Here is a 19,984-nt window from a genome sequence, read left to right as displayed (position 1 = left end):
TGTCGTGGCCGATCTGACAGAAACGAATACGCTCACACTGGCATGGCCGTGTCAGGCCGGTTCGGTGCCTCCGGACAGGTCAGCATGGATGCCCGCGCAAGTTGAGGTGCTCCTCGCTGGCAGGATTCGCAACGCGCCAGGCCCGGGCGCGGCGCGCCCGGCTTTTCACAGGACCGGTTTGACAGCCCATCACTTCGGCGGCCGCCTCATAGGTTAAGTCTCGCGCGCTCACGAGCAGCAGACCCCCGCGCCACATCTCAGGCAGCTGACCGATGGGCGACGGGACGGTCGGCAGATCGGAGCGGTGCTCGTGGGCCGCGGGCGCAGCGCGCTGAGTCGTAACGGAGCCGTCCACATTTCCGATCACGCGCCTGCGCTCGCGGCACTCCGCATGAAACGGATTGTGGCTGATGGTGCAGAGCCGCGCCTCCAGGTTCGAGCTTGGCGTGACGTCATCCTGGCGCGTCCAGGCCCGCTGCACCGTCTCCAGCACCCCGTCGTCGGCGCACGCGTCGTCGGCCATGAGCGAAAAGGCGTTTACGCGCCGTCCAACGGGTTTTGCTCAGGAAGACGCGTTTCCAAACGCTTACTTCTGATAGGCCCAGCTCCTCACCGGCATAGCGGTGCTGGCCAGCGGCTTTGACGTCACCCGGACCCTGCCATCTGTTCAGCATTGGATGCCACCGTGAAGCCCTCGCGGTCGAACACGTTGTAGAGGACACAGGAAGGATCGAGCCCGAGCCCCGCTATGTGGGTGACAGCGGCTTCCTTGGCTTCGGCCAGCGTGCTGAAGGGGTCGGGCAACTGGTACAGCCTTGCTGGCCGTTCCTCGCCGTCGACCTGCGCCGCGAGCGTTGTGATCTCGACTGTGTAGGGCATGATGCTGGCCCACCGGCGCTCAGTGGAACACGCCGAAGAACCACAACAGCAGGATAATAGGCAGCGGGATCCCCAGCAGCCACAGCATTCCACCGCGCAGCATTCGCGCCTCCTTCATGTCAGAAATCGTACCGGAATACCGGTTCGCTTGTTAATAGAACGCGGCAACATGGGAAAGCGATGCAAAATATCTGCGTCAGTGTTCACGGAGCGGAGGCATAATTACTTCAAGTAGCGCCCGCATCGCGTTCCGCCTGTAAGGACGAGGTCGGCGAAACCTCAGTGGCCCTGGGACCGGCAAGCGGATTGGGGATCGGCGCGGCCGAGTTTTTCGGCTGGAATACGGTGAGGACGCCGCAGGATCGCGCCGGGATCAAAAGCAATCCGACCGATTTGGCTGCCTATGGAGTGTGTCCGTTGACCAAATCGCGATGACTTGGCGAGCCTAAGCGCCGTCCGCAAATTATCCTGTAGCCGGTTCGACAGATACCATCTTAAGCAAATCGAGCATGGTACTGGAATTCGACAGGTTCGAGACAGCCCAAGGTCGAGAGCCGCCTTGTCGGGCTATAGAAGCGCTCGATGTCATCGAACACATCCGTGGGCGCCTCGTGCCGCGTGCAGTCGGTCCTCGGGGCCGTGCGCGCGATCGTCAGCGACGAGAAACGGCCTTCCATGGTCGCGCGGTCCCACGCATCGCCCGACCGGCTCATGAAGCAGTCCATACCGCGCTCGGCCATCAGGTCCGGGAAGGATTCACTCGCGCATTGCGGTCCCTGATCCGAACAGGCACCAATAGATCTGGTTTTCCCTTGCGCCAGAGTAACATTCTGCACGCCGTCCAGCCTCCGTCCAAGAACGTATGGTCAATGCAGCGGACCTATCGCCTCGATGGCGCCGAGCAGGTCCTCGACGAAGGCCTTTTCGACCAGCGGCAAGCCAGCCTGCCGCACCTTCTCGCGGATCGCGGCGCTCGGATGGCCTGTGATGATGATCACCGGAGCGGTCCCGCCCGAAGACCGCACGCGTTCATAGGCATCCAGCCCCGTCATGTCCGGCAGCACGTAGTCGATCACGATGCAGCACGGTTTCGCCTGCGGAAATGCGGCGATCAGCTTGCTGCCCGACTCGAACGTGGCGACCGTGTAACCTTCGCCCTCCAGCATGAACCGTGCTGAACTCAAAATGGCGGCATCGTCGTCCACGATGAAGATCGGCATTACGCTATCCTGGAAGACAGGGTCCGTTCGCCTACCAACTCGACTGGCACCATAGAGCGGGAAATGACGCTGCCACTTCCGCGGTTCCGTCGAATTGCGGAGGATCAAACCCACCGGAGACCGCTCAGCATCCACCAACGCACCAGCTCCTGTCGGTGGGCCGCCTGCGTTTTGGTGATGCGCTTCGCCCGATTAATCCCGACCAGGCGCGGGCTGAAGTCGAGCACGCGACCGATTTCCTGGCTGGTGTCCCCGCCGACCAAGTGGTCCAGAACGTGTCGCTCGCACTCGGCGATCCGGCGGATGTGCACTCGCCGCGTGTTCGACCCCGTCTCGGTCACGCAGCCGCGTTACAGGGTGGCGCGCAAAGGTCGTATAAAGGCTCTCTCGTCGAACGGTTTCTCGCTGAAGTCGCAGGCCCCGAGCTTCATCGCCTCGACCGCGCGCGACGGATCTTCGTGCCCCGTCACCATGACGACAGGCCGCATAGGATCGGTCGCGATCCGGCTCCGGCAGCACCAGACTGATCTTCCGACCCACGATCTCGGCCGACCGGTAGCCGAAGATGCGCTCGGCAGCAGGGTTGAACGAAGGGATGATGCCGCGTTCGTCGATGACGATCATGCCTTCAGTCATCGTGTCGGGGATGGCGTACAGGCGCGCCTCGCGCGTCCGCACTTGCGCCTCGACCGTCTTCTGCTCCTCTTCGGCGCGCTTGTACGCGTCGATGTCGAAGACCACGCCGCGGTGCCGGACCGGCTGGCCCTCCTCGTCTACCTGCACGCGCCCGCGCGAGCGCAACCGGCGGATCTGCCCGCCGGGATGAACGATCCTGTAATCCACGCCGTAGATCCCGCCGGAGCAGCGAACACGCGCGATGGTGTCGGCCCGAGCAAGTCGGTTGTTAGAATACAGCAGAGCTTTGAACGCGGCGAGATTGGCCGAATGCGCGCGCCGAACCTCCAACATGACAGGCCCAGAGTCTGATGACTATACTCCCGGCGCAGAGTGTATCTCCCTCGCGCTCTTCATTGTGCGAAGCCTCTAACAAGCCAGATCGTCCTCGGTGTCGCGTCAACGTCCCTCTCCCCCCAGGACCAGGCGCAGCGAGCGGGCGAGCTCGTCGCGGCGGTAGGGCTTGTTCAGGACCGGCATCTCGCCTCGACCGATGACCTGACCCTCGTCGAGGTTTGCGACGTAGCCTGATGTGAGCAGGACCTTGACACTTGGCCGAAGCTTCTGTGCCTCGACCGCCAGCTGTGATCCGTTCATCCCGCCCGGCATCACGACGTCGGAAAACAGAATGTCGATCCGCTCCACGCCGCGAAGGTGCTCAAGAGCCTCGACGGCGTTTCGAGCGATGATAACCCGGTAGCGCAGCTCCTCCAGGCTCTCGACAGCCATCCCGAGCACCTGCTCGTCGTCCTCGACCAACAGAACCGTCTCGCCCTCGCCGGCGCGGCGCAACGGGATCGAGCTCGCCGAAGCGGCGCCCCTCTCATCGCCGGCCGGGTCGGTCGAACGCGGAAAGTACAGGTTGACCGTCGTGCCCGAGCCGATCTCGGACTCGATCTGGGCAAAGCCCTTGGCGCTGCGCGTGAAGCCGTAGACCTGGGACAGGCCGAGCCCCGTTCCCTTGCCGACCTCCTTGGTGGTGAAGAACGGCTCGAATACACGCTGGAGCGCGTCGGGTGGAATGCCGCTGCCGGTGTCGCTGACCGATACGACCACGTAGGGCCCCGGGGGCACCCCCTGGTCGGCGACAGCCGCGGTGCCAAGGTGGACGTTGCGGCTCACGACCGCGATGCGGGCGTGGCCGTCGCGGCCCTCAATGGCGTCGCGGGCGTTCACGATCAGGTTCAGCACCGCCGCCTCGAATTGTGCCGGATCGATGCGAATCGGATCGAGCGCCGGGTCGAGGTTGAACACCAGCTCGACGGCACCCGTGGCCGCCCGTTCGGCCAGCGGTCTGAAGTCGAGCAGCAGGCGGTTCGGGTTGAGCGTCTGTGGCCGCAGCATCTGCCGGCGGGAGAAGGCCAGGAGCTGCTGCGTGAGCTGCTCGCCGCGCCGGGCTGCGCTCATCGCCGCCTCGGCCAGCCGCTTCACGCGGTCGGTCTGCTCGGGCCGGCGAAGCATCATGTCGAGGCCGCCGACGATGACGGTGAGGAGGTTGTTGAAGTCGTGGGCCACGCCGCCGGTCAGCTGACCGATGGCTTCCATCTTCTGGGCCTGGCGCAGCGCGTCCTCGGTGATGCGCTGGTCGGTTCGATCCACCAGGATCCCGGCGATGCGGGTCGGTACGCCGGACGCGTCGTATGTGACCTGCCCTTTCGCCGCGACCCAGCGCCCGGCGCCGTCCTGGCGCGTGATGCGGCATTCCAGGTCGATCCGGCCGGTCTCCGGGATGGCCGAGAACGCCTGCTCGACCGCGGGACGGTCCTCCTCGACGACATGGGCGAGAAACGTGCCTCGGGTCCACGATGGACACGGGTCGGAATACCCGAAGATGGCATCGAAGCGCGGGGAATGACGGGAGGTTCCGTTCGCGAGATCGAGGTCCCACGAGCCCATGCCGGCCGCTTCGAGGGCGAAGGCCAGGGTCTCCCGGGCGGCCTCGACCTCGTGGGTCCGCTCGGCGACCCGCCGTTCGAGACCCTCGTTGAGGAGTCGCAGGTGCTCCTGCGTCCGTTCACGGCCGGCCAGGAGGCTGCGCACCTGATACTGGCGCCGGCGCGCCCGCAGCGCCGACTCGGCGGCACTGATCAGGGTCTCGGCATTGATCGGGCGTTCCAGCAGGACGACGTTTCCGAGCCGCGCGAGGATGCCGGCGGCGGATTCCGACCGGCGGCCTGTCTGCCGCGTCGCCAGGACGATGAAAGGGAAGTCGGACCAAGCGGGCTGCGCGTCGAGCCAGGCGAATAAGGCTCCCGTATCCGCCCCGGCGAGCACCTCCTCGGTGACCAAAGCGGCTCCGGCCCCCGCCTTCAGGCCCGTCACGCAATCCGACACGTCGGCACAGACCTCGGTCGGCGTGCCGACGCGGTCGAGCACCTGCGCGATCACCGCCGCGTCACGCCCGCGCGGCGCCAGGACGAGGACGCGCCCTTCGTGATCCGGCGGCTGAGGCATCACGCTTGGCTTCCGAGGGGAGCGTCGTCCGGCAACAGCGCGACTCTCCCTCGGTAAGAGGGCAGCCCCGTGAGCACACCTTGGAAGTCGTCCAGGGCCGAGCCGACCCGCAGCCCCTGACTCGTGAGCTTCAACTCACGGATCGTGCGCTCATGCGCATTCACCCGGCTCTTCACCACAGAAACGGCGGTGCGAACCTCTCCCTTCGCCTCGAAGAACCGGAACAGCAGGATGCCGTCACTGAGATAGCTGAGGTCGACGTCGGTCTGGACATCACCGATGATGCCGTGCTGTCCGAGAACCAGAAGCGTCGTGACGCCCTGCTGATTCAGGTAGTTCAGAAGCTCGTGCATCTGCAGGATGAGGAATTCCTCGCCCGGCATCGCGTGCAGGTAGGCGTTCAGACTGTCGATGACGACGAACCTGGAGCGGCGCTTCTCCACCGCATGCCGAACATGGGTGGCGAACTCACCCGGAGCGAGTTCCGCCGGGTCAATTTGGGTGATCGTCAGCCGGCCCGCCTCTATGTGCGGGGACAGGTTCATGTTGAGCATCGCGGAACGGGCGAGCAGGGTGGCGAGCCCCTCGTCGAACAGGAAGTAGGTCGCCGACTCACCCCGCTCCAAGGCCGCCAGCATGCACCCGAGCGCCGTCGTGGTCTTCCCGACCCCCGATGGGCCGATCAGCAGGGTATTGGTGCCGGGCACCAAGCCGCCGCCGAGCAGCAGATCGAGCTCGTTGGACCCGGTCGAGGCGGCGGTCGGATCGAACGTCGCGTGGTGCTCGGCGGCGACGAGGCGAGGAAAGACCGTCAGACCGCCGGTGTCGAGGGCGAAGTCATGATAGCCGCCGCGGAACTTGATGCCGCGCATCTTGACGATGCGCAGCCGACGGCGCTCGGAGCCGAACTCGCGCGGTGCCTGCTCCAGCGAGATCACCCCGTGGGCGATGCTGTGAAGTTGCTGGTCACCCGGCTCCGACGTGCGGTCGTCGAGCATGAGAACGGTGCAGCTGCGTCGGGCGAAATATTGTTTGAGGGCCAGGATCTGACGACGATAGCGCAGCGGATTCTGGGCCAGCAGGCGCAGCTCGGACAGGCTGTCGAAGACGACCCGCGCCGGCTTCAAATCGTCGACGCGAGCAATAACGTCCCTGACGGTCTCGCCCAGCTCGATCTCCGACGGGTGCAGGATCGACTGCTCGCTGTCGGGATCGAGGCCGAACTCGTTGACGAGTTCGTAGATCTCGATGCCGTCGAGCGACCAGCCGTGCGAGGCGGCTGCAGCACACAGCTCATCTTTGTTCTCGGATAGTGTGACGTAGAGGCCGCGCTCACCGCGCGCGGCGCCGTCGAGCAGGAACTGGAGTGAGAGTGTAGTCTTGCCGGTGCCCGGTGTGCCCTCAAGCAAGTATAGTCGATCCTGCGTGAGGCCACCGCACAGGACCTCGTCGAGGCCGGGAACGCCGGTGGATATGCGCCCGTGAACGCCGCTCGGTGTGGCGGAGCCGGAACTGTCTTCTGCCATGATACTGATGCGTCGCGCCTATCCAGATTATTGCTTCAACGTTTTCCCACGAAGAACGCTCCTGGTCGCGCAACGGCTCCCGGCGCGCCGCCTCTGCGCACCCTGTCGGGGGTCGTTCAAGCAGCTCGGGACCGCTCGGCGGACTCGACGAGACAGCGCTCGATAACCGCGCGGAGATGGGTTCGGTCGAAGGGCTTTCCGACGTGATCGTTTGCGCCCGCCGTAAGGAGCGCGCGAACCTGCTCCGGCAGGACATGCGCCGTCATCGCGATGATTGGCACGGCGCGCACCACACCCTCGAGCCCCCGTATGATCCGCATCGCCGTGATGCCGTCCATGACCGGCATCTCCACATCCATCAGCACGAGATCGTAGGCCTGCTCCTGCACCCGTTTCACGGCTTCCGAGCCGTCGCAGGCGATGGACACGCGATAGCCCATGGCCTCCAGAACCATCTGGGCGATCTCGCGGTTGATCGCGCCGTCCTCGACGAGGAGCAGATGCGCCTGCCGCGACGTGTCGTCTTGGACCGGTCTGGGCAGAGCCGCGGCAACCGGTCGTTCGGGCGACCGCTCGCCAGTCGGTACACGCGGAAGCACGAGTCTGAACCAGAAGGTCGAGCCGACACCGTCGCGGCTCTCAAGGCCGATGGCGCCGCCCATCGCTTCGATCAGCCCTTTCGATATGGCCAGCCCTAATCCTGTACCGCCGAACCGGCGCGTGGTGCTGCTGTCGGCCTGCACGAAGCGGGTGAAGAGCCGCGCCTGCGCCTCGGCGGGAATGCCGATGCCCGTATCGCAGACGGCGACGCGCAGAGCGATGCCATCCGGCGTTGCCGCTTGTTCCAAAGAGACGGTCACAGAGCCCTGCGGCGTGAACTTGACCGCGTTGTTGACGAGATTGAGCAGCACCTGTCTCAACCGGGTCTTGTCGCCGATGAGGAAATGCTCGTCGCCTGCGCCGACGTCCAACCGCAGGTCGAGACCCTGGCGCTCAGCGGTGCCGGCGACGAGGGCGACGGTCTCCTCCACCAGCCCTCGCGGCGAGAACGGGGCAGCTTCGAGTACGACGCCATGGGCTTCGATGCGTGCGTAGTCGAGGATGTCGTTGACGACCGTCGTCAGGACTTCGCAACCGACGCGCATCTGATCGATGCAGCGCATCTGGTGCGGGGTGAGGTTGATTTCATCACGGAGTAGGTCACCGAAGCCCACGATAGCGTTCAGGGGCGTGCGGACCTCATGGCTCATCGTCGCCAGGAAGTCGCCCTTGGCACGCTCGCCGGCTTCGGCTCGCGCTTGCGCCCTCTCGGCGCGATGGCACGCTTCGGCCAGTTCTACAGTCCGCTCTGCGACCCGGCCTTCCAGATCGGTGTTGGCCTGCGCCAGGGCGCGATCACGCTCGCCGAGCCGGGCCAGCAATTTTGTCAGGGCATCCGTCAGTTCGGCGATCTCCCGGTAGCCGTGCGGCTTGGGTAGCTGCGCGTTCGTCGAGGAATGGCCGATGCCGCCAGCGGCGCCCGCCAAGGCGCGAAGCGGCTCGGCCAAGCGCTCGGCCGCCCACCAGCCGAGCAGCGCGAATAGAAGCGTGAAAGCCGCGCCGCCGAGTACCAGTTGATTGACGATGGGATCGGAGATCGCTTTCGCGACCTCGACCGGCTGGCGGACCAGGACTGTCCAGGGCAGCGTCGGCCGGTCAGCCACAGGTCGGGCGCGGCTCGCGCCGGTGAAGTAATCGCCCCCATCGGGCCATGTCCCGCGGGCGCTCGCGAGCTCGGCTCCGGCCGTCAGTGCCGGAAGCGCGGGCAGATCAACATCGATCCGTCGACCGGCCTGATCGCCGGGACCGAGGATCACGGTTCCGTCCCCTGCGAGGATCAGCACCTCGACGCTCGGCTCACGCTTCAGGGCGGTCGCGATGGCCGCTCGGCTCATCTCACGCATCCAACTGACACTGAGATGGCCGCCGACCACGCCGACGACGGCGCCGGAAGGGTCGCGGAAGGGCATCGCCACGTCGACGAACCGCCGCGGCTCGCCGTAGGGCAGCGACGGCAAGCGTTTGGCCAGCAGCTTCGCTTCGTGGATGTCGATGACGGCCAAGGCCTCGATGCCGCGCTGGAACCACGGGCGCGCCGCAACGCTCTCGCCCTCCAGCATGCCGTCGGTGCTGGCGAGGACGATACCGGTCCGGTCCGCGAAACCGATCCAGGCATAGGCGGGAAAGCTCTCGCGCAAGGCGTCGACCCAAGCACGCCGCGCTTCCGGCGTGGTGGCGTTCGTCCGGGCGACCGAGGACAGCACGGCCATGTCGCCGAGCCGCTCGCTGATGTTGGCGTCGATGATCTGGCGCAGATGCTCCGCCAGGTCAGCCGTGTGGGCCTCCGCGCGGATCTGCACCCGCGCCGCGATGAATTGGGAGACGACGATCGTGGCGGCGAAGGTGAGGAGCAGCGCCCCGGCCGCGAAAGTGAGGGCGAGGAGCGTGCGCAACCGCATGATGACGTCCGACACTGAGACGTCCCATCATGGCCCCGAGCGGTTAATTTCGAAGCCCGCTCGGTCCCGACGATTCGGCGAGCGGATCGACGTTCGGCCTTCTCGGTCCAGCGCGACAACTCAGGGATCCAGAGCCGTCTCGCACACGTAAAGCGCTCTATTCGGTCGGCCCATGATTGTCGCAAGAGGCCATATATTCATGTTTTGTTCTGCTTAATGTTCCAGGCCGCCGAAAGGCGGCCTGGAAGGAGATCGAGCGATTCGGATTTTGAGTGCTGCCGTCGTCGTTAAACAAAGGCAAACGCTGCCGTCACCCAAATCTCCACCCCAGGACGTCGGGATTACGAGCAGCCCGTCGTGGACCCGCAGGTGTCGCACTTCAGGCAGGTGCCGTTGCGGACCAGCGTGAAGTTCGCGCATTCCGGGCAGGCCTCGCCGACATAGCCTTTCATCTTCGCCTCGGCGCGGCGGTCCGCGACGCTCCGCTCCACCTTTGCGAAGGGCAGGGCGTCCGCGATGGTCTCGGCCTGACCGGGTGCCACCGGCTCCGCCTTCAGCGCGGTGCTGCCGCGGATCGCGTGGACCGTTCCGCCGGCCGGGGCCGACTGACCGGCGCTCGCCGCGCCCACACCGACCGTCCCGCCCGCCGGGCCGCCCTGGATCAGGGTGAGCCGGTCGGCCGAGCCGCGCAGGAGGCCGCGGGAGACGACCGAGGAGGCTGGGGCGGGCTTCGGGCCCTCGCGGGTCGTGTCGCCGCTCTCGCCGCCGCCGATCACCGTGCCGCCGATCTCGGCGGGGCTGACATGGGCGAGGTCGGCGCGGCCGAGATACGAGACCGCCAGCTCGCGGAACACGTAGTCGAGGAGCGACGTCGCGTTCTTGATCGCGTCGTTGCCCTGCACGAAGCCCGCCGGCTCGAACCGCGTGAAGGTGAAGGCCTCCACGTATTCCTCCAGCGGCACGCCGTACTGGAGGCCGAGCGAGATCGCGATGGCGAAGTTGTTCATCAAGCTCCGGAAGGTCGCGCCCTCCTTGTGCATGTCGATGAAGATCTCGCCCAGCCGCCCGTCGTCGTACTCGCCGGTGCGCAGGTAAACCTTGTGGCCGCCCACGACTGCCTTCTGGGTGTACCCCTTGCGCCGGGCCGGCAGCTTCTCGCGGGAGCGGATGCGCTCCACCCGCTCGATCACCCGCTCGACGATCTTCTCCGCCACCGCGGCAGCCTTGGCGGCGGCCGGGGCCTGGATCAGCGCCTCGATGCCCTCATCCGCCTCGTCGTCCTCATCCGAGATGAGGGCCGAGTTGAGCGGCTGTGACAGCTTCGAGCCGTCGCGGTAGAGGGCGTTCGCCTTGAGGGCGAGACGCCAGGACAGCAGGTAGGCCGCCTTGCAATCCTCCACCGTGGCGTCGTTCGGCATGTTGATGGTCTTGGAGATCGCCCCCGAGATGAAGGGCTGGGCCGCCGCCATCATGCGGATGTGGCTCTCGACCGAGAGGTAGCGCTTGCCGATCCGCCCGCACGGGTTGGCGCAGTCGAAGACCGCGTAGTGCTCGAGCTTGAGGAAGGGCGCGCCCTCCAGCGTCATCGCCCCGCAGATATGGGTGTTGGCGGCCTCGATCTCCTTCTTGGAGAAGCCGAGGAACGGCAGCAGCTCGAAGGTCGGGTCCGCGAGCTTCTCGGCCGGGACCTTCAGGGTCTGGATCAGGAAGTCGTCGCCGAGCGTCCAGCGATTGAACACGAACTTGATGTCGAAGGCCGACTTCAGCCCCTTCTCCACCGCGGCGATCTTCTCGTCCGAAAAGCCCTTGGCGCGGAGCGTCGTCGGGTTGATCCCCGGCGCCTGGCCCATGGAACCGTGGCCGACCGCGTAGGCCTCGATCTCGGCGATCTCGGATTCGCGGTAGCCCAGCGCCCGCAGGGCGTCCGGCGCGGCCTGGTTGATGATCTTGAAGTAGCCGCCACCGGCGAGCTTCTTGAACTTCACCAGGGCGAAGTCGGGCTCGATGCCCGTGGTGTCGCAATCCATCACGAGGCCGATCGTGCCGGTGGGCGCGATCACGGTGGCCTGCGCGTTCCGGTAGCCGTGCTCCTCGCCGAGCTTCAGCGCCCGGTCCCAGGCGGCGCGGGCATGGTCGCCCAGGTCGGCCTGCGGGATGTTGGCATGGTCGAGGGCGACCGGCGCGACATTCAGGAACTCGTAGCCTGCGGTCTCGCCATGCGCGGCCCTGCGGTGGTTGCGGATCACCCGCAGCATCGCGTCGGCGTTCTCGTCATAGGCCTGGAAGGTGCCGAGTTCGGCAGCCATCTCGGCGGAGGTGGCGTAGGCGACACCGGTCATGATCGCGGTAAGCGCGCCGGCCAGTGCCCGGCCCGCATCGGAATCGTAGGGCAGGCCCATCGTCATCAGCAGGCCGCCGATATTGGCGTAGCCGAGACCCAGCGTCCGGTACCGGTAGGAGAGCTCCGCGATCTCCTTGGATGGGAACTGCGCCATCATCACGGAAATCTCGAGCACCACCGTCCAGAGGCGGTTGAGGTGCTCGAACGCCTCCACGTCGAAGCGCTTGGTCTCCCGGTCGTACATCGTCAGCAGGTTCGCCGAGGCGAGATTGCAGGCGGTGTCGTCGAGGAACATGTACTCGGAGCACGGGTTCGAGGCCCGGATCCGCCCACCCGCCGGGCAGGTGTGCCAGTCGTTCATCGTGGTGTTGAAGTGAAGGCCCGGATCCGCCGACGCCCAGGCGGCCTCGCCGATCCGCTCCCACAGCTCACGCGCCTTCAGGGTCTTGGTGACCTTGCCGGTGGTGCGGGCCGTGAGGTTCCAGTCCGCGTCCGCCTCGACGGCGCGCAGGAAGCCGTCGGTCAGGGAGACCGAGTTGTTGGAGTTCTGGCCGGCCACCGTCAGGTAGGCCTCGGAATCCCAGTCGGTGTCGTAGACGGGGAAGTCGATCTTGGTGAAGCCCTGACGGGCGAACTGCACCACGCGCTTGATGTAGGCGTCCGGCACGGACGCCCGCCGAGCAGCCTTGATCTCGCGCTTGAGGGCCGGGTTGCGCTCGGCGTCGAAGCAGGCGTCGCCTTCCGCCTCGCACTGGGTGCAGGCCTTCATCACCAGGGCCAGGTGCTTGGAGACGACCTTCGAGCCGGTCACCAGGGCGGCGACCTTCTGCTCCTCCTTCACCTTCCAGTCGATGAAGGCCTCGATATCCGGGTGGTCGATATCGACGATCACCATCTTGGCGGCGCGCCGGGTGGTGCCGCCCGACTTGATCGCGCCCGCCGCCCGGTCGCCGATCTTGAGGAAGCTCATCAGGCCCGACGACTTGCCGCCGCCGCCGAGCTTCTCGTTCTCGGCGCGCAGCTGCGAGAAGTTCGAGCCGGTGCCCGAACCGTACTTGAACAGGCGCGCCTCACGCACCCACAGGTCCATGATGCCGCCCTCGTTGACGAGGTCGTCCTGAACCGACTGGATGAAGCAGGCATGCGGCTGCGGGTGCTCGTAGGCCGTGGCCGACTTGGTCAGCGCGCCGGTCTGCGGGTCGCAGTAATAGTGTCCCTGGCTCGGGCCATCGATGCCGTAGGCCCAATGCAGGCCGGTGTTGAACCATTGCGGCGAGTTCGGCGCCACCATCTGGCGGGCGAGCATGAAGCGCAGTTCGTCCATGAAGGCGGACGCGTCCGCCTCCGACGAGAAATAGCCGCCCTTCCAGCCCCAGTAGGTCCAGCAGCCGGCGAGCCGGTCGAAGACCTGCGTGGCGGAGGATTCCGAAACGAAGCGCTCGTCCTCCGGCAGTTCCGCCAGCGCCGCCTCGTCGGGCACCGAGCGCCAGAGGAACGAGGGAACCGCGTTCTCCTCGACCTTGCGGAGGCGGGCCGGCACACCCGCCTTGCGGAAATACTTCTGCGCGAGGACGTCGCTCGCCACCTGGCTCCAGCTCTCCGGCACGTCGATGCCGTCGAGGCGGAACACAATCGACCCGTCCGGATTGCGGATCTCGCTCAGGGCCTTGCGGAAGGGGATCCCGGCGTAGGGCGATTGTCCGGCCGTTGTGTAGCGACGCTCGAACCGCATGAAACACACCTCTTCCGACGGGACACGACGGCCCCGGCCCCGCGCGACGCGGGGTCTATGCCCGATATTGGGATTCGCGGCCGAACACGCCCGGCGAAGGGTCGTCACCCGGTGTCGCGAACGAAATCTAGGAACGGTCGCCCCTGCTCAACGCGCCACTCCAAGGTCGCGACCGATGCCGGGAGAATACCGCCGCCTTCACTCTCACGTCAACAAGTGGTGTTCGGCGGCCTTGTTCCCCGCTAGATGTTGTGCCGGCTCGCAAAAGCCTGTGGATATCGTCCCGGGCCCGGATAAGTGTCCTTCCCGCTTTCCGGAATCGGATCGGGAAAATTTTAGATTCACAACCCTGGAGAGAGCGGTGGGCGCCCGGCCGAAACGGGGAGCGGAAAGCCCGCCTTGAGCGTTGCCGCGCAGCGACACTTCCGTCACGCGGCTGGACTCGCGGGCGCGCGGTCACCATAACGACGCCGAGAAGCGCCCCCGCGGCGCGGCACGATCTCGGGACCGGCGATGGCGCTGAAGGACACTTTGCTGCGCGTCTTCACATGGTGGAACGGCCAGACCGTCTCCCTGGCGCTCCAGACCGCCCGCACCGGCATTTTCGTCGGCGAGGACGAGTTCGGGAACAAGTACTACAAGGCGGAAGGCGCGCTGATCGACCGCTCGGTCGGTTCGGAGCGCCGCTGGGTCGTCTACAACGGCTATGCCGACGCCTCGAAGGTCCCCCCCGGCTGGCGTGGCTGGCTCTGCCACAATGTCGATCTCGCCCCGAGCGAGGAGAACTACGAGCCGAAGGCTTGGCAGAAGCCGCATATCGAGAACCAGACCGGCACGGCCAACGCGTACCGGCCGGCGGGTTCGCAACTCTCCTGGGGCCAGCGGCCGGCGGCCACCGGCGACTACGTCTCCTGGTCGCCGGGCGAGTAGATCCCCGGTCTCCCGCGGACCCGGCGCCCTTTTGCCGCCACCGTTCCGGTGTTCATGACGGGCCAATCCCGATCGTCCGCCGCGCAATCGTTGGCGCGGCCGGCCACCCTCGTCTAGGGGTCCGAGCCTTGAGCCGCATCACCGCCTTCGCACGCCGCGCGCTCGCCCCGAGCCTGGCGCTCGCCATCTGCGCCAGCCCCGCCGCCGCCGACAAGATCAAGAACCCGACCGCGGTCTTCTCCGGCCTCGACAAGATCACCGGCCGGATCGTCAACTTCGAGGTGGCGGTCGACGAGACCGTGCAGTTCGGCGCGCTGCAGCTCACCCCGCGGGTCTGCTACACGCGTCCGCCCACCGAGAGCGCCAAGACCACGGCCTTCCTCGAGGTCGACGAGGTGACCCTCGACAACAAGTACCGCCGCATCTTCACCGGCTGGATGTTCGCGTCGAGCCCCGGACTGCACGCGATCGAGCATCCGATCTACGACGTGTGGCTGGTCGACTGCAAAGGCGGCAGCGATGTGATCGCCGAAGCCAAGGAGCAGGAAGACGTCCCGGCCGTCGCGGCCAAGCCCGAGAAGGCGAAGCGCCCGGGCAAGGACCCCACGAAGACCGCGCAGCAGCTCAATGCGGCCGGGCAGGTGGACGTGGAGGCGCCGCGTGGCGTGCCCGTCCAGCCGCGCCAGAAGCCCTCGCGCAAGTTCTTCCCGTCGAACGAGGGTCCGGCACCGGCTCCGCCGCCGCCGCATCAGCCGCAGAACCTGTTCGACGCTCTATTCCGCTGACCGCGTCCGCGATCCGGTCCCCGCACCCGCCTCGATGAACTCGTCCGGCGTCGTCAGGGGCCGGTTCGAAGCGCGACGCCGCTTCAGGCGACGTTGACGCGCCGCCCGCGATTCCACGCCAAAAACGGAACACCGGAGAGAAGTCCGGCGAGCGCCGCACCCGTCTGGTGGCAGCCGTTCACCGAGACCCGGGGCAGGGCCTGAAGGTGCGCGGCATGCTCGGCGAACAGGTGACCGGGCCGCGTGGTCACCGCCGTCGCAAAGCCCATCTCCCGCGCCAGGGCGAATTCCCGCGGTCCTGCGGAGGTCGGGTCTCCCACCGGATAGGACAGGTGCCGGACCGTCCGTCCGAGTTCCGCCTCGATCCGCGCGCGTCCCTCGGCGATCTCGTGGGCGGCGAAGGCGGCGTCGTGCTTGGCCAGCATCGGGTGGCTCACCGTATGCGCGCCGATGGTGACGGCCGGGTCGGCCGCGAGGTCGCGCAGCTCCGCCCAGGACAGGCACAGTTCGGAGGCGATCCGTCCGGGCGGGAAGCCGGCCTGTCGGCAGAGCTCGGCGATCCGGTCGAGAAGGTCGGCCTCGCAGCCGCGGCGCAGGTCCCGGTAAACGACTTCGAAGGCCAGAGCCTTCTCCTGCGGGCTGCGGGCCGGCAGGTCCACGCTGCGGGACCCGATGTCGATCCGCACGCGATCGAGGCGCGCGATCGCGTGCTCCAGCTCGATCCACCAGAGCCGGCCAGCCTGATCGGCGAAGCCGCTGGTGACGAACAACGTCCATGGCGCGCCGTGGCGGGCCAGCACGGGACGGGCATGTACGACGTTGTCCCGGTAGCCGTCATCGAATGACAGAACCGCGAAGGGCGGCCCGTAATCGGGTTCGGCCAGGCGCTCCGGCAGGTGATCCAGGCCGATGATCTCGAAGCCCCGGGCATCGAGTTCCCGCAGGGTCAGGTCGAGAAATTCCGGCGTGATGCCCAGCAGGCGATTCGGCGCGAAGGCGGGACTCGGCGCGGGGCTGACGTGGTGGAATGTGAGGATCACACCGAGGCCGCGGGCGGCGGGGCCGAGCCACCGATCCGCCCCGAGCGCCTGTATCGCGCGAAAGCCGGACGCGAAGACCCGATGCTTGGCGCGCGACGACAGCATGATTCTGAACCGATCGGGCCGCAGCGCCCGTACCACGGAGCCTTGGCGCGACGCGGTAAACAAATCCGAAAGCCGCCGCACCGAGGGGCGACCGGAAGAAAGGTGCTGTTAGCCACGCATCCCTTTTGCCGCGCCGTGCCGCGCCGCGGGCCCAGGATCTCGCGTTGAGGTGACGGGCCATTCAGGCCCTGGAACCCAGTATTCGGGCGGCACGGGATCGTCGGTGGTCCCTGGGAGATCGGGTCATGGCGACCGGCGTCCAGATGGCGGGAACGGACATGGTCGAATCGCGCCTGGCCCACGGGCTCATCGCGGAGATCATCCCGGATCTGAATGCCGCCGAGGCACTCTGGCGCCGGCTCGAAACCGACCCGGCCGCCCTCGGGACACCCTATCAGCGGTTCGATTGGGTGAGCGCCTATCTGCATGCGACCGGGCAGGTCGAGCATGCCCGCATCGTGATCGTGCGGAACGCAGATGGGCGTCCACGCCTTCTCATCCCGTTGACGCTGCAGCGGGAACACGGCCTCCGCATCGCGCGCACCGTCGGTGACACGCACGCCAACTATCATATGCCGCTCTTCGCCACCCGCGATGCGGCAGCCCTCCCGTCCAGCAGCATCGTCACGGCCCTGATCCAGGCGGGCCGGGCCAACGGCATCGACGCCTACACCCTCAAGCATCAACCCAGGATGTGGGACGGGGCGGCGAATCCGCTCGCCGCGACCGGCGAGCCCGAGGCCAGCGATGCCTACGGTCTCATGCTCGGGCCGGACCCGGAGGCGACCGTGCGCCGGGTCTTCAGCGCCGACGCCCGCAAGAAACTGCGCTCGAAGGAGAAGCGCCTCATCGAGGCGCACGGCGCCATCGCCTACCGCCGCGCCGGGACGCCCGAGGAGGCGCAGCGTCTGCTGGCCGCCTTCTACGCGCAGAAATCGGCGCGCTTCGCCGTCATGGGCATCTCCGACCCCTATGCCGATCCCGCGATCCGCGCCTTCCTCGCGGCGGCGTCGACCGGCGCGGAGCCGGCGATGGAGGTGCATGCCCTCTGCCTCGTCGAGAGCGGCCGGGTCCTGGCAACGTTCGGCGGCGCCGTGAGCGACCGGCGCTTCAGCGGCATGATGACGGCATTCGACGCCGACCCGGAGATCGCCCGGTACAGCCCCGGAGACCTGTTGCTGCAACATCTGGTGCGCGATCAGACGGACCGGGGCCGGCAGGGCTTCGACCTCGGCGTCGGCGAGGCGCGCTACAAGGCCAGCATCTGCGACGAGACGATCAACCTCGTCGAGACGGTCATACCGGTGACCTTGCGCGGCCGGACCTACGGAGCCGTGCGCGGAAGCCTGACGCGCACGAAGCGGCGCATCAAGCGAGACCCGCGTCTCTACGCCGTCCTCAAGCGGCTCCGGGCTTTGCGCCGCCGGCCCTGACCGTCGCCGTCCTGGGCCGGACCTGCGCCCGGCGGCACCCGTCTCAAGCGGCGCTGAGGCGCAGCTCGGCCGCCGGATCCTCGAAACCCGCATTCGCCGGACGGTCCTGAGCGACCAGGATCTGCCCCGCACCCGCATCCTCGGCCAGGGCGTAGAGATCGGCCAGCGCCGGATCCTCCGCATCGGCATTCGACGCGATCACCACGCAGTCCATGAAGCCCGCGACGAGCTCGAGGAGGTCGACGGCGCCCGGCGCGGCGGCGAGCCGGCAGAGCACGCATTCGTAGGCCTCTGCCATGGCTTCGAAGGTCAACACCAGAGCGTTCGGCGCGTCGAACAGGACCGTCGAATCGTGGAGCCCGGCCGCGATCCGATGATGACCGCCGGCGCGACCGGCCTGAATCACATCGAGGAAGGCAGCCTCGCCGGCGATGAGGTCGGAGAAGCCCAAGCCCCGGGGCCCGCTGCTCGGCGCGTTCAGATCCACGGCGACGAGGCTCCCCTCGCGGCCGAGGGCACGGGTCAGGGCCTCCGAGAGCGTCGCCGGACCGCGCCGATCCTCGGTCTCGACGATCAGGATCCGGCGGCCGGACTGGGCTCCCGGGTCGCGGGGCGCTGCGGCGATGCGCGCGACGAGGGGCGCAAGGTCGAAGGCCTCGGCGGTGCCGGCTGACGCTTTCGCCACGGGTGCCGTCGTCGCAGAGGCGGCTGCGGCCTCCGACGGCTGGGACCAGCGCTCGGACGGCATCGGCTCCGGAAACGCGAAGGTCGGCCGGTCCATCACCGGCTCGCGGCGCCGGCGATCGTCCGTCGGATCGCCGTCGCGCTGTCCGGCAGCGCGGCCGGATTCGGCGAGCAGCGCGCTGGCGATGACGCCGCCGGCCGAGAGCATGAGGGTCAGCAGCGTCGCGAACGCGACGATCGGCAACTTCTTCGGGAAGGACGGCACCTCGGGCGTCACCGCGCGGGATACGATCCGGGCATCGGCCGGCGTCGCCGCCTCGCCGTCGCGCGCCGCCGCCTCGCGGTAGCGGCCGAGATAGGATTCGAGCTGCTCACGCTGCGCCTTGGCCTCGCGCTCCAGCGCCCGGAGCTGGATCTCGCTGGCGTTCCCCTGGGCGACGACGTCCTGCTGGCCGTCCACGGCGTTCCGAAGGCTCTCGACCCGTGCGCCGGCGATCTTGGCGTCGTTGTCCATCGTTCGCACGATGCGCTCGGCGGAAGCCTTGATCTGCGCGTCGAGATCCTCGAGCTGAGCGTTGAGTTCCTTGATCCGCGGATGAGCCGGCAGCAGCGTGCGCGATTCGAGGGCGAGCTGGGCGCGCACCGAGATCCGGTTCTCGACGATCCGCCGGATCACCTCGTTGTTGGCGACATCCGGGATCTCGAAGGCGCGCCCGTCCTTGATCAGGTCCTTGATGGCCTTCACCTTGCCGTCGAGATCGGCTTTCAGGCTCCGCGCCGCCGAGAGCTGGCTCGACAATTCGCCGAGCTGCTGCGCGTTGAGGGGCCGGCCGGTGGCGCCGGCGCTGCCCACGAGGCCGTTCTTGACGCGGAACGCCTCGACCTTCGCCTCGGCTTCGGCGACGCGCTTGCGGAGCCCGTCGATGTTGCCGCCGAGCCACGTGGAGGCATAGCGGGCAGTGTCGACCTTATCGGCCTCCAGCGAGCCGATGTAGAGCTTCGCGATGGTGTTGGCGGCTTCGGCCGCGAGCTTCGGATCCTTCGCGCGGAACTCGATCGTCAGGATGCGTGACTTTCCGGCGGGAAAGACCAGCAGGTGATCGAAATAGGCATCGAGCACGCGGTCCTCGGCCGGGCGGTCCAGAGGATTGGTGCCGATGCCGAGCATCATCAGCACGCGCTGCACCGGGCCGATGCTACCGGCGCCGGGATCGAATTCGGCGTTGCCCACGAGTTTGAGCCGGCGGATCGCCTCGCGGGCGAGATCCCGGGACATGACCACCTGCACCTGGCTCGCCACAGCCTGCTCGTCGATGGGTGCGAGCTGGTCGGCGCGTTCCTGCGCGGTGCGGGCGAAGGCCGGGTCGCGGCTCTCCAGGAGAACCTTCGCCTCGCCGGTGTAGCGGGGGCTGACCACGTTGACGAAGACGCTCGCCCCCAGGGCGACCACCAGGGTCGGTCCGACGATCCATCCGATCGAGCGCCTCAAAATCCGCGGCAGCTGCGCGAGACCGAGGCCCTCCTCGGCGCGCGGCTGCGGGCTGGGCAGGGCGTTGGTCGAGCGTTGACGTATAGAGGACATGCGGACGCTCTGGACGCGGCGGAAAACCGGGCCGGCATTACTGCCCGCCCGCCGCCATTAGTGGATGTTAAGGTTGCTCAAGAGTTAAGGCGCGCGCGGA

The 19,984-nt window shown here is 67.3% G+C and carries 15 protein-coding genes; 3 read left to right on the top strand and 12 right to left on the bottom strand.

Going from position 1 to position 19,984, the window contains the following annotated elements; translation table 11 throughout:
- Positions 1 to 79 precede the first annotated feature (79 nt).
- The 10 genes from ABIC70_RS07650 to ABIC70_RS07605 all read right to left on the bottom strand — a co-directional run bounded on the left by ABIC70_RS07650 (position 80) and on the right by ABIC70_RS07605 (position 13,325).
- Positions 80 to 523 (bottom strand): hypothetical protein, encoded by a 444-nt coding sequence (locus tag ABIC70_RS07650; protein ID WP_053608934.1) that lies wholly within the window; start codon positions 521 to 523, stop codon positions 80 to 82.
- 122 nt (positions 524 to 645) lie between these two features.
- The gene (locus tag ABIC70_RS07645; protein ID WP_043382083.1) at positions 646 to 879 is read right to left on the bottom strand and encodes a hypothetical protein; all 234 of its coding nucleotides are present in this window, start codon (positions 877 to 879) and stop codon (positions 646 to 648) included.
- A 494-nt stretch (positions 880 to 1,373) separates the two neighbouring features.
- Positions 1,374 to 1,619 carry a hypothetical protein gene (locus ABIC70_RS07640; protein WP_078947043.1) on the bottom strand — a complete coding sequence of 82 codons (246 nt, stop codon included), beginning with the start codon at positions 1,617 to 1,619 and terminating at the stop codon, positions 1,374 to 1,376.
- 126 nt (positions 1,620 to 1,745) lie between these two features.
- Entirely contained in the window at positions 1,746 to 2,099 is a 354-nt protein-coding gene (locus ABIC70_RS07635; RefSeq protein ID WP_043347011.1) for a response regulator transcription factor, read from the bottom strand.
- 104 nt (positions 2,100 to 2,203) lie between these two features.
- Complete coding sequence (locus ABIC70_RS07630; RefSeq protein WP_354439559.1) at positions 2,204 to 2,371, bottom strand: response regulator transcription factor FixJ; 168 nt, start codon at positions 2,369 to 2,371, stop codon at positions 2,204 to 2,206.
- Positions 2,292 to 3,068 (bottom strand): PAS domain-containing protein, encoded by a 777-nt coding sequence (locus ABIC70_RS07625; RefSeq protein ID WP_354439333.1) that lies wholly within the window; start codon positions 3,066 to 3,068, stop codon positions 2,292 to 2,294. The genes ABIC70_RS07630 and ABIC70_RS07625 overlap by 80 nt, the downstream gene beginning before the upstream one ends.
- A gap of 105 nt (positions 3,069 to 3,173) precedes the next feature.
- Positions 3,174 to 5,228, bottom strand: a complete 2,055-nt coding sequence (locus tag ABIC70_RS07620; protein WP_354439332.1) for an ATP-binding protein — start codon at positions 5,226 to 5,228, stop codon at positions 3,174 to 3,176.
- On the bottom strand, positions 5,228 to 6,754 hold the full coding sequence (locus tag ABIC70_RS07615; protein ID WP_354439330.1) for an ATPase domain-containing protein: 1,527 nt from the start codon (positions 6,752 to 6,754) through the stop codon (positions 5,228 to 5,230). The genes ABIC70_RS07620 and ABIC70_RS07615 overlap by 1 nt, the downstream gene beginning before the upstream one ends.
- A gap of 116 nt (positions 6,755 to 6,870) precedes the next feature.
- Positions 6,871 to 9,267 carry a hybrid sensor histidine kinase/response regulator gene (locus tag ABIC70_RS07610; protein WP_354439328.1) on the bottom strand — a complete coding sequence of 799 codons (2,397 nt, stop codon included), beginning with the start codon at positions 9,265 to 9,267 and terminating at the stop codon, positions 6,871 to 6,873.
- Positions 9,268 to 9,593: 326 nt separating this feature from the next.
- Positions 9,594 to 13,325 (bottom strand): vitamin B12-dependent ribonucleotide reductase, encoded by a 3,732-nt coding sequence (locus ABIC70_RS07605; RefSeq protein ID WP_354439327.1) that lies wholly within the window; start codon positions 13,323 to 13,325, stop codon positions 9,594 to 9,596.
- Positions 13,326 to 13,838: 513 nt separating this feature from the next.
- On the opposite strand from ABIC70_RS07605, the gene ABIC70_RS07600 reads away from it, so the two are divergent.
- Positions 13,839 to 14,255 (top strand): NADH:ubiquinone oxidoreductase subunit NDUFA12, encoded by a 417-nt coding sequence (locus ABIC70_RS07600; RefSeq protein WP_078947231.1) that lies wholly within the window; start codon positions 13,839 to 13,841, stop codon positions 14,253 to 14,255.
- Between the two features lie 128 nt (positions 14,256 to 14,383).
- Positions 14,384 to 15,040, top strand: a complete 657-nt coding sequence (locus ABIC70_RS07595) for a DUF2155 domain-containing protein (RefSeq protein ID WP_043380931.1) — start codon at positions 14,384 to 14,386, stop codon at positions 15,038 to 15,040.
- Between the two features lie 83 nt (positions 15,041 to 15,123).
- On the opposite strand, the gene ABIC70_RS07590 is transcribed toward ABIC70_RS07595, so the two are convergent.
- On the bottom strand, positions 15,124 to 16,185 hold the full coding sequence (locus ABIC70_RS07590; protein ID WP_354439325.1) for a polysaccharide deacetylase family protein: 1,062 nt from the start codon (positions 16,183 to 16,185) through the stop codon (positions 15,124 to 15,126).
- A gap of 245 nt (positions 16,186 to 16,430) precedes the next feature.
- Here ABIC70_RS07590 and ABIC70_RS07585 point away from each other — a divergent pair, with 245 nt between their 5' ends.
- Complete coding sequence (locus ABIC70_RS07585; RefSeq protein ID WP_354439323.1) at positions 16,431 to 17,618, top strand: GNAT family N-acetyltransferase; 1,188 nt, start codon at positions 16,431 to 16,433, stop codon at positions 17,616 to 17,618.
- A 43-nt stretch (positions 17,619 to 17,661) separates the two neighbouring features.
- Here ABIC70_RS07585 and ABIC70_RS07580 read toward each other — a convergent pair whose 3' ends face one another.
- Entirely contained in the window at positions 17,662 to 19,884 is a 2,223-nt protein-coding gene (locus ABIC70_RS07580) for a GumC family protein (protein WP_354439322.1), read from the bottom strand.
- Positions 19,885 to 19,984 lie beyond the last annotated feature (100 nt).

The organism is Methylobacterium sp. 1973 (assembly GCF_040545035.1).
GTDB classification, from domain to species: Bacteria; Pseudomonadota; Alphaproteobacteria; order Rhizobiales; family Beijerinckiaceae; genus Methylobacterium; species Methylobacterium fujisawaense.
The sequence above is the reverse complement of the archived record's forward strand: the minus strand, read 5'-3'. Positions and strand labels throughout refer to the sequence as shown.

Bases quoted from the DNA above. Each gene is read 5' to 3' on its own strand.
- ABIC70_RS07650 (WP_053608934.1), bottom strand. From the start codon at position 523: ATGGCCGACGACGCGTGCGCCGACGACGGGGTGCTGGAGACGGTGCAG.
- ABIC70_RS07645 (WP_043382083.1), bottom strand. From the start codon at position 879: ATGCCCTACACAGTCGAGATCACAACGCTCGCGGCGCAGGTCGACGGC.
- ABIC70_RS07640 (WP_078947043.1), bottom strand. From the start codon at position 1,619: ATGGCCGAGCGCGGTATGGACTGCTTCATGAGCCGGTCGGGCGATGCG.
- ABIC70_RS07635 (WP_043347011.1), bottom strand. From the start codon at position 2,099: ATGCCGATCTTCATCGTGGACGACGATGCCGCCATTTTGAGTTCAGCA.
- ABIC70_RS07625 (WP_354439333.1), bottom strand. From the start codon at position 3,068: ATGTTGGAGGTTCGGCGCGCGCATTCGGCCAATCTCGCCGCGTTCAAA.
- ABIC70_RS07620 (WP_354439332.1), bottom strand. From the start codon at position 5,228: ATGCCTCAGCCGCCGGATCACGAAGGGCGCGTCCTCGTCCTGGCGCCG.
- ABIC70_RS07615 (WP_354439330.1), bottom strand. From the start codon at position 6,754: ATGGCAGAAGACAGTTCCGGCTCCGCCACACCGAGCGGCGTTCACGGG.
- ABIC70_RS07605 (WP_354439327.1), bottom strand. From the start codon at position 13,325: ATGCGGTTCGAGCGTCGCTACACAACGGCCGGACAATCGCCCTACGCC.
- ABIC70_RS07600 (WP_078947231.1), top strand. From the start codon at position 13,839: ATGGCGCTGAAGGACACTTTGCTGCGCGTCTTCACATGGTGGAACGGC.
- ABIC70_RS07590 (WP_354439325.1), bottom strand. From the start codon at position 16,185: ATGCTGTCGTCGCGCGCCAAGCATCGGGTCTTCGCGTCCGGCTTTCGC.
- ABIC70_RS07585 (WP_354439323.1), top strand. From the start codon at position 16,431: ATGGCGACCGGCGTCCAGATGGCGGGAACGGACATGGTCGAATCGCGC.
- ABIC70_RS07580 (WP_354439322.1), bottom strand. From the start codon at position 19,884: ATGTCCTCTATACGTCAACGCTCGACCAACGCCCTGCCCAGCCCGCAG.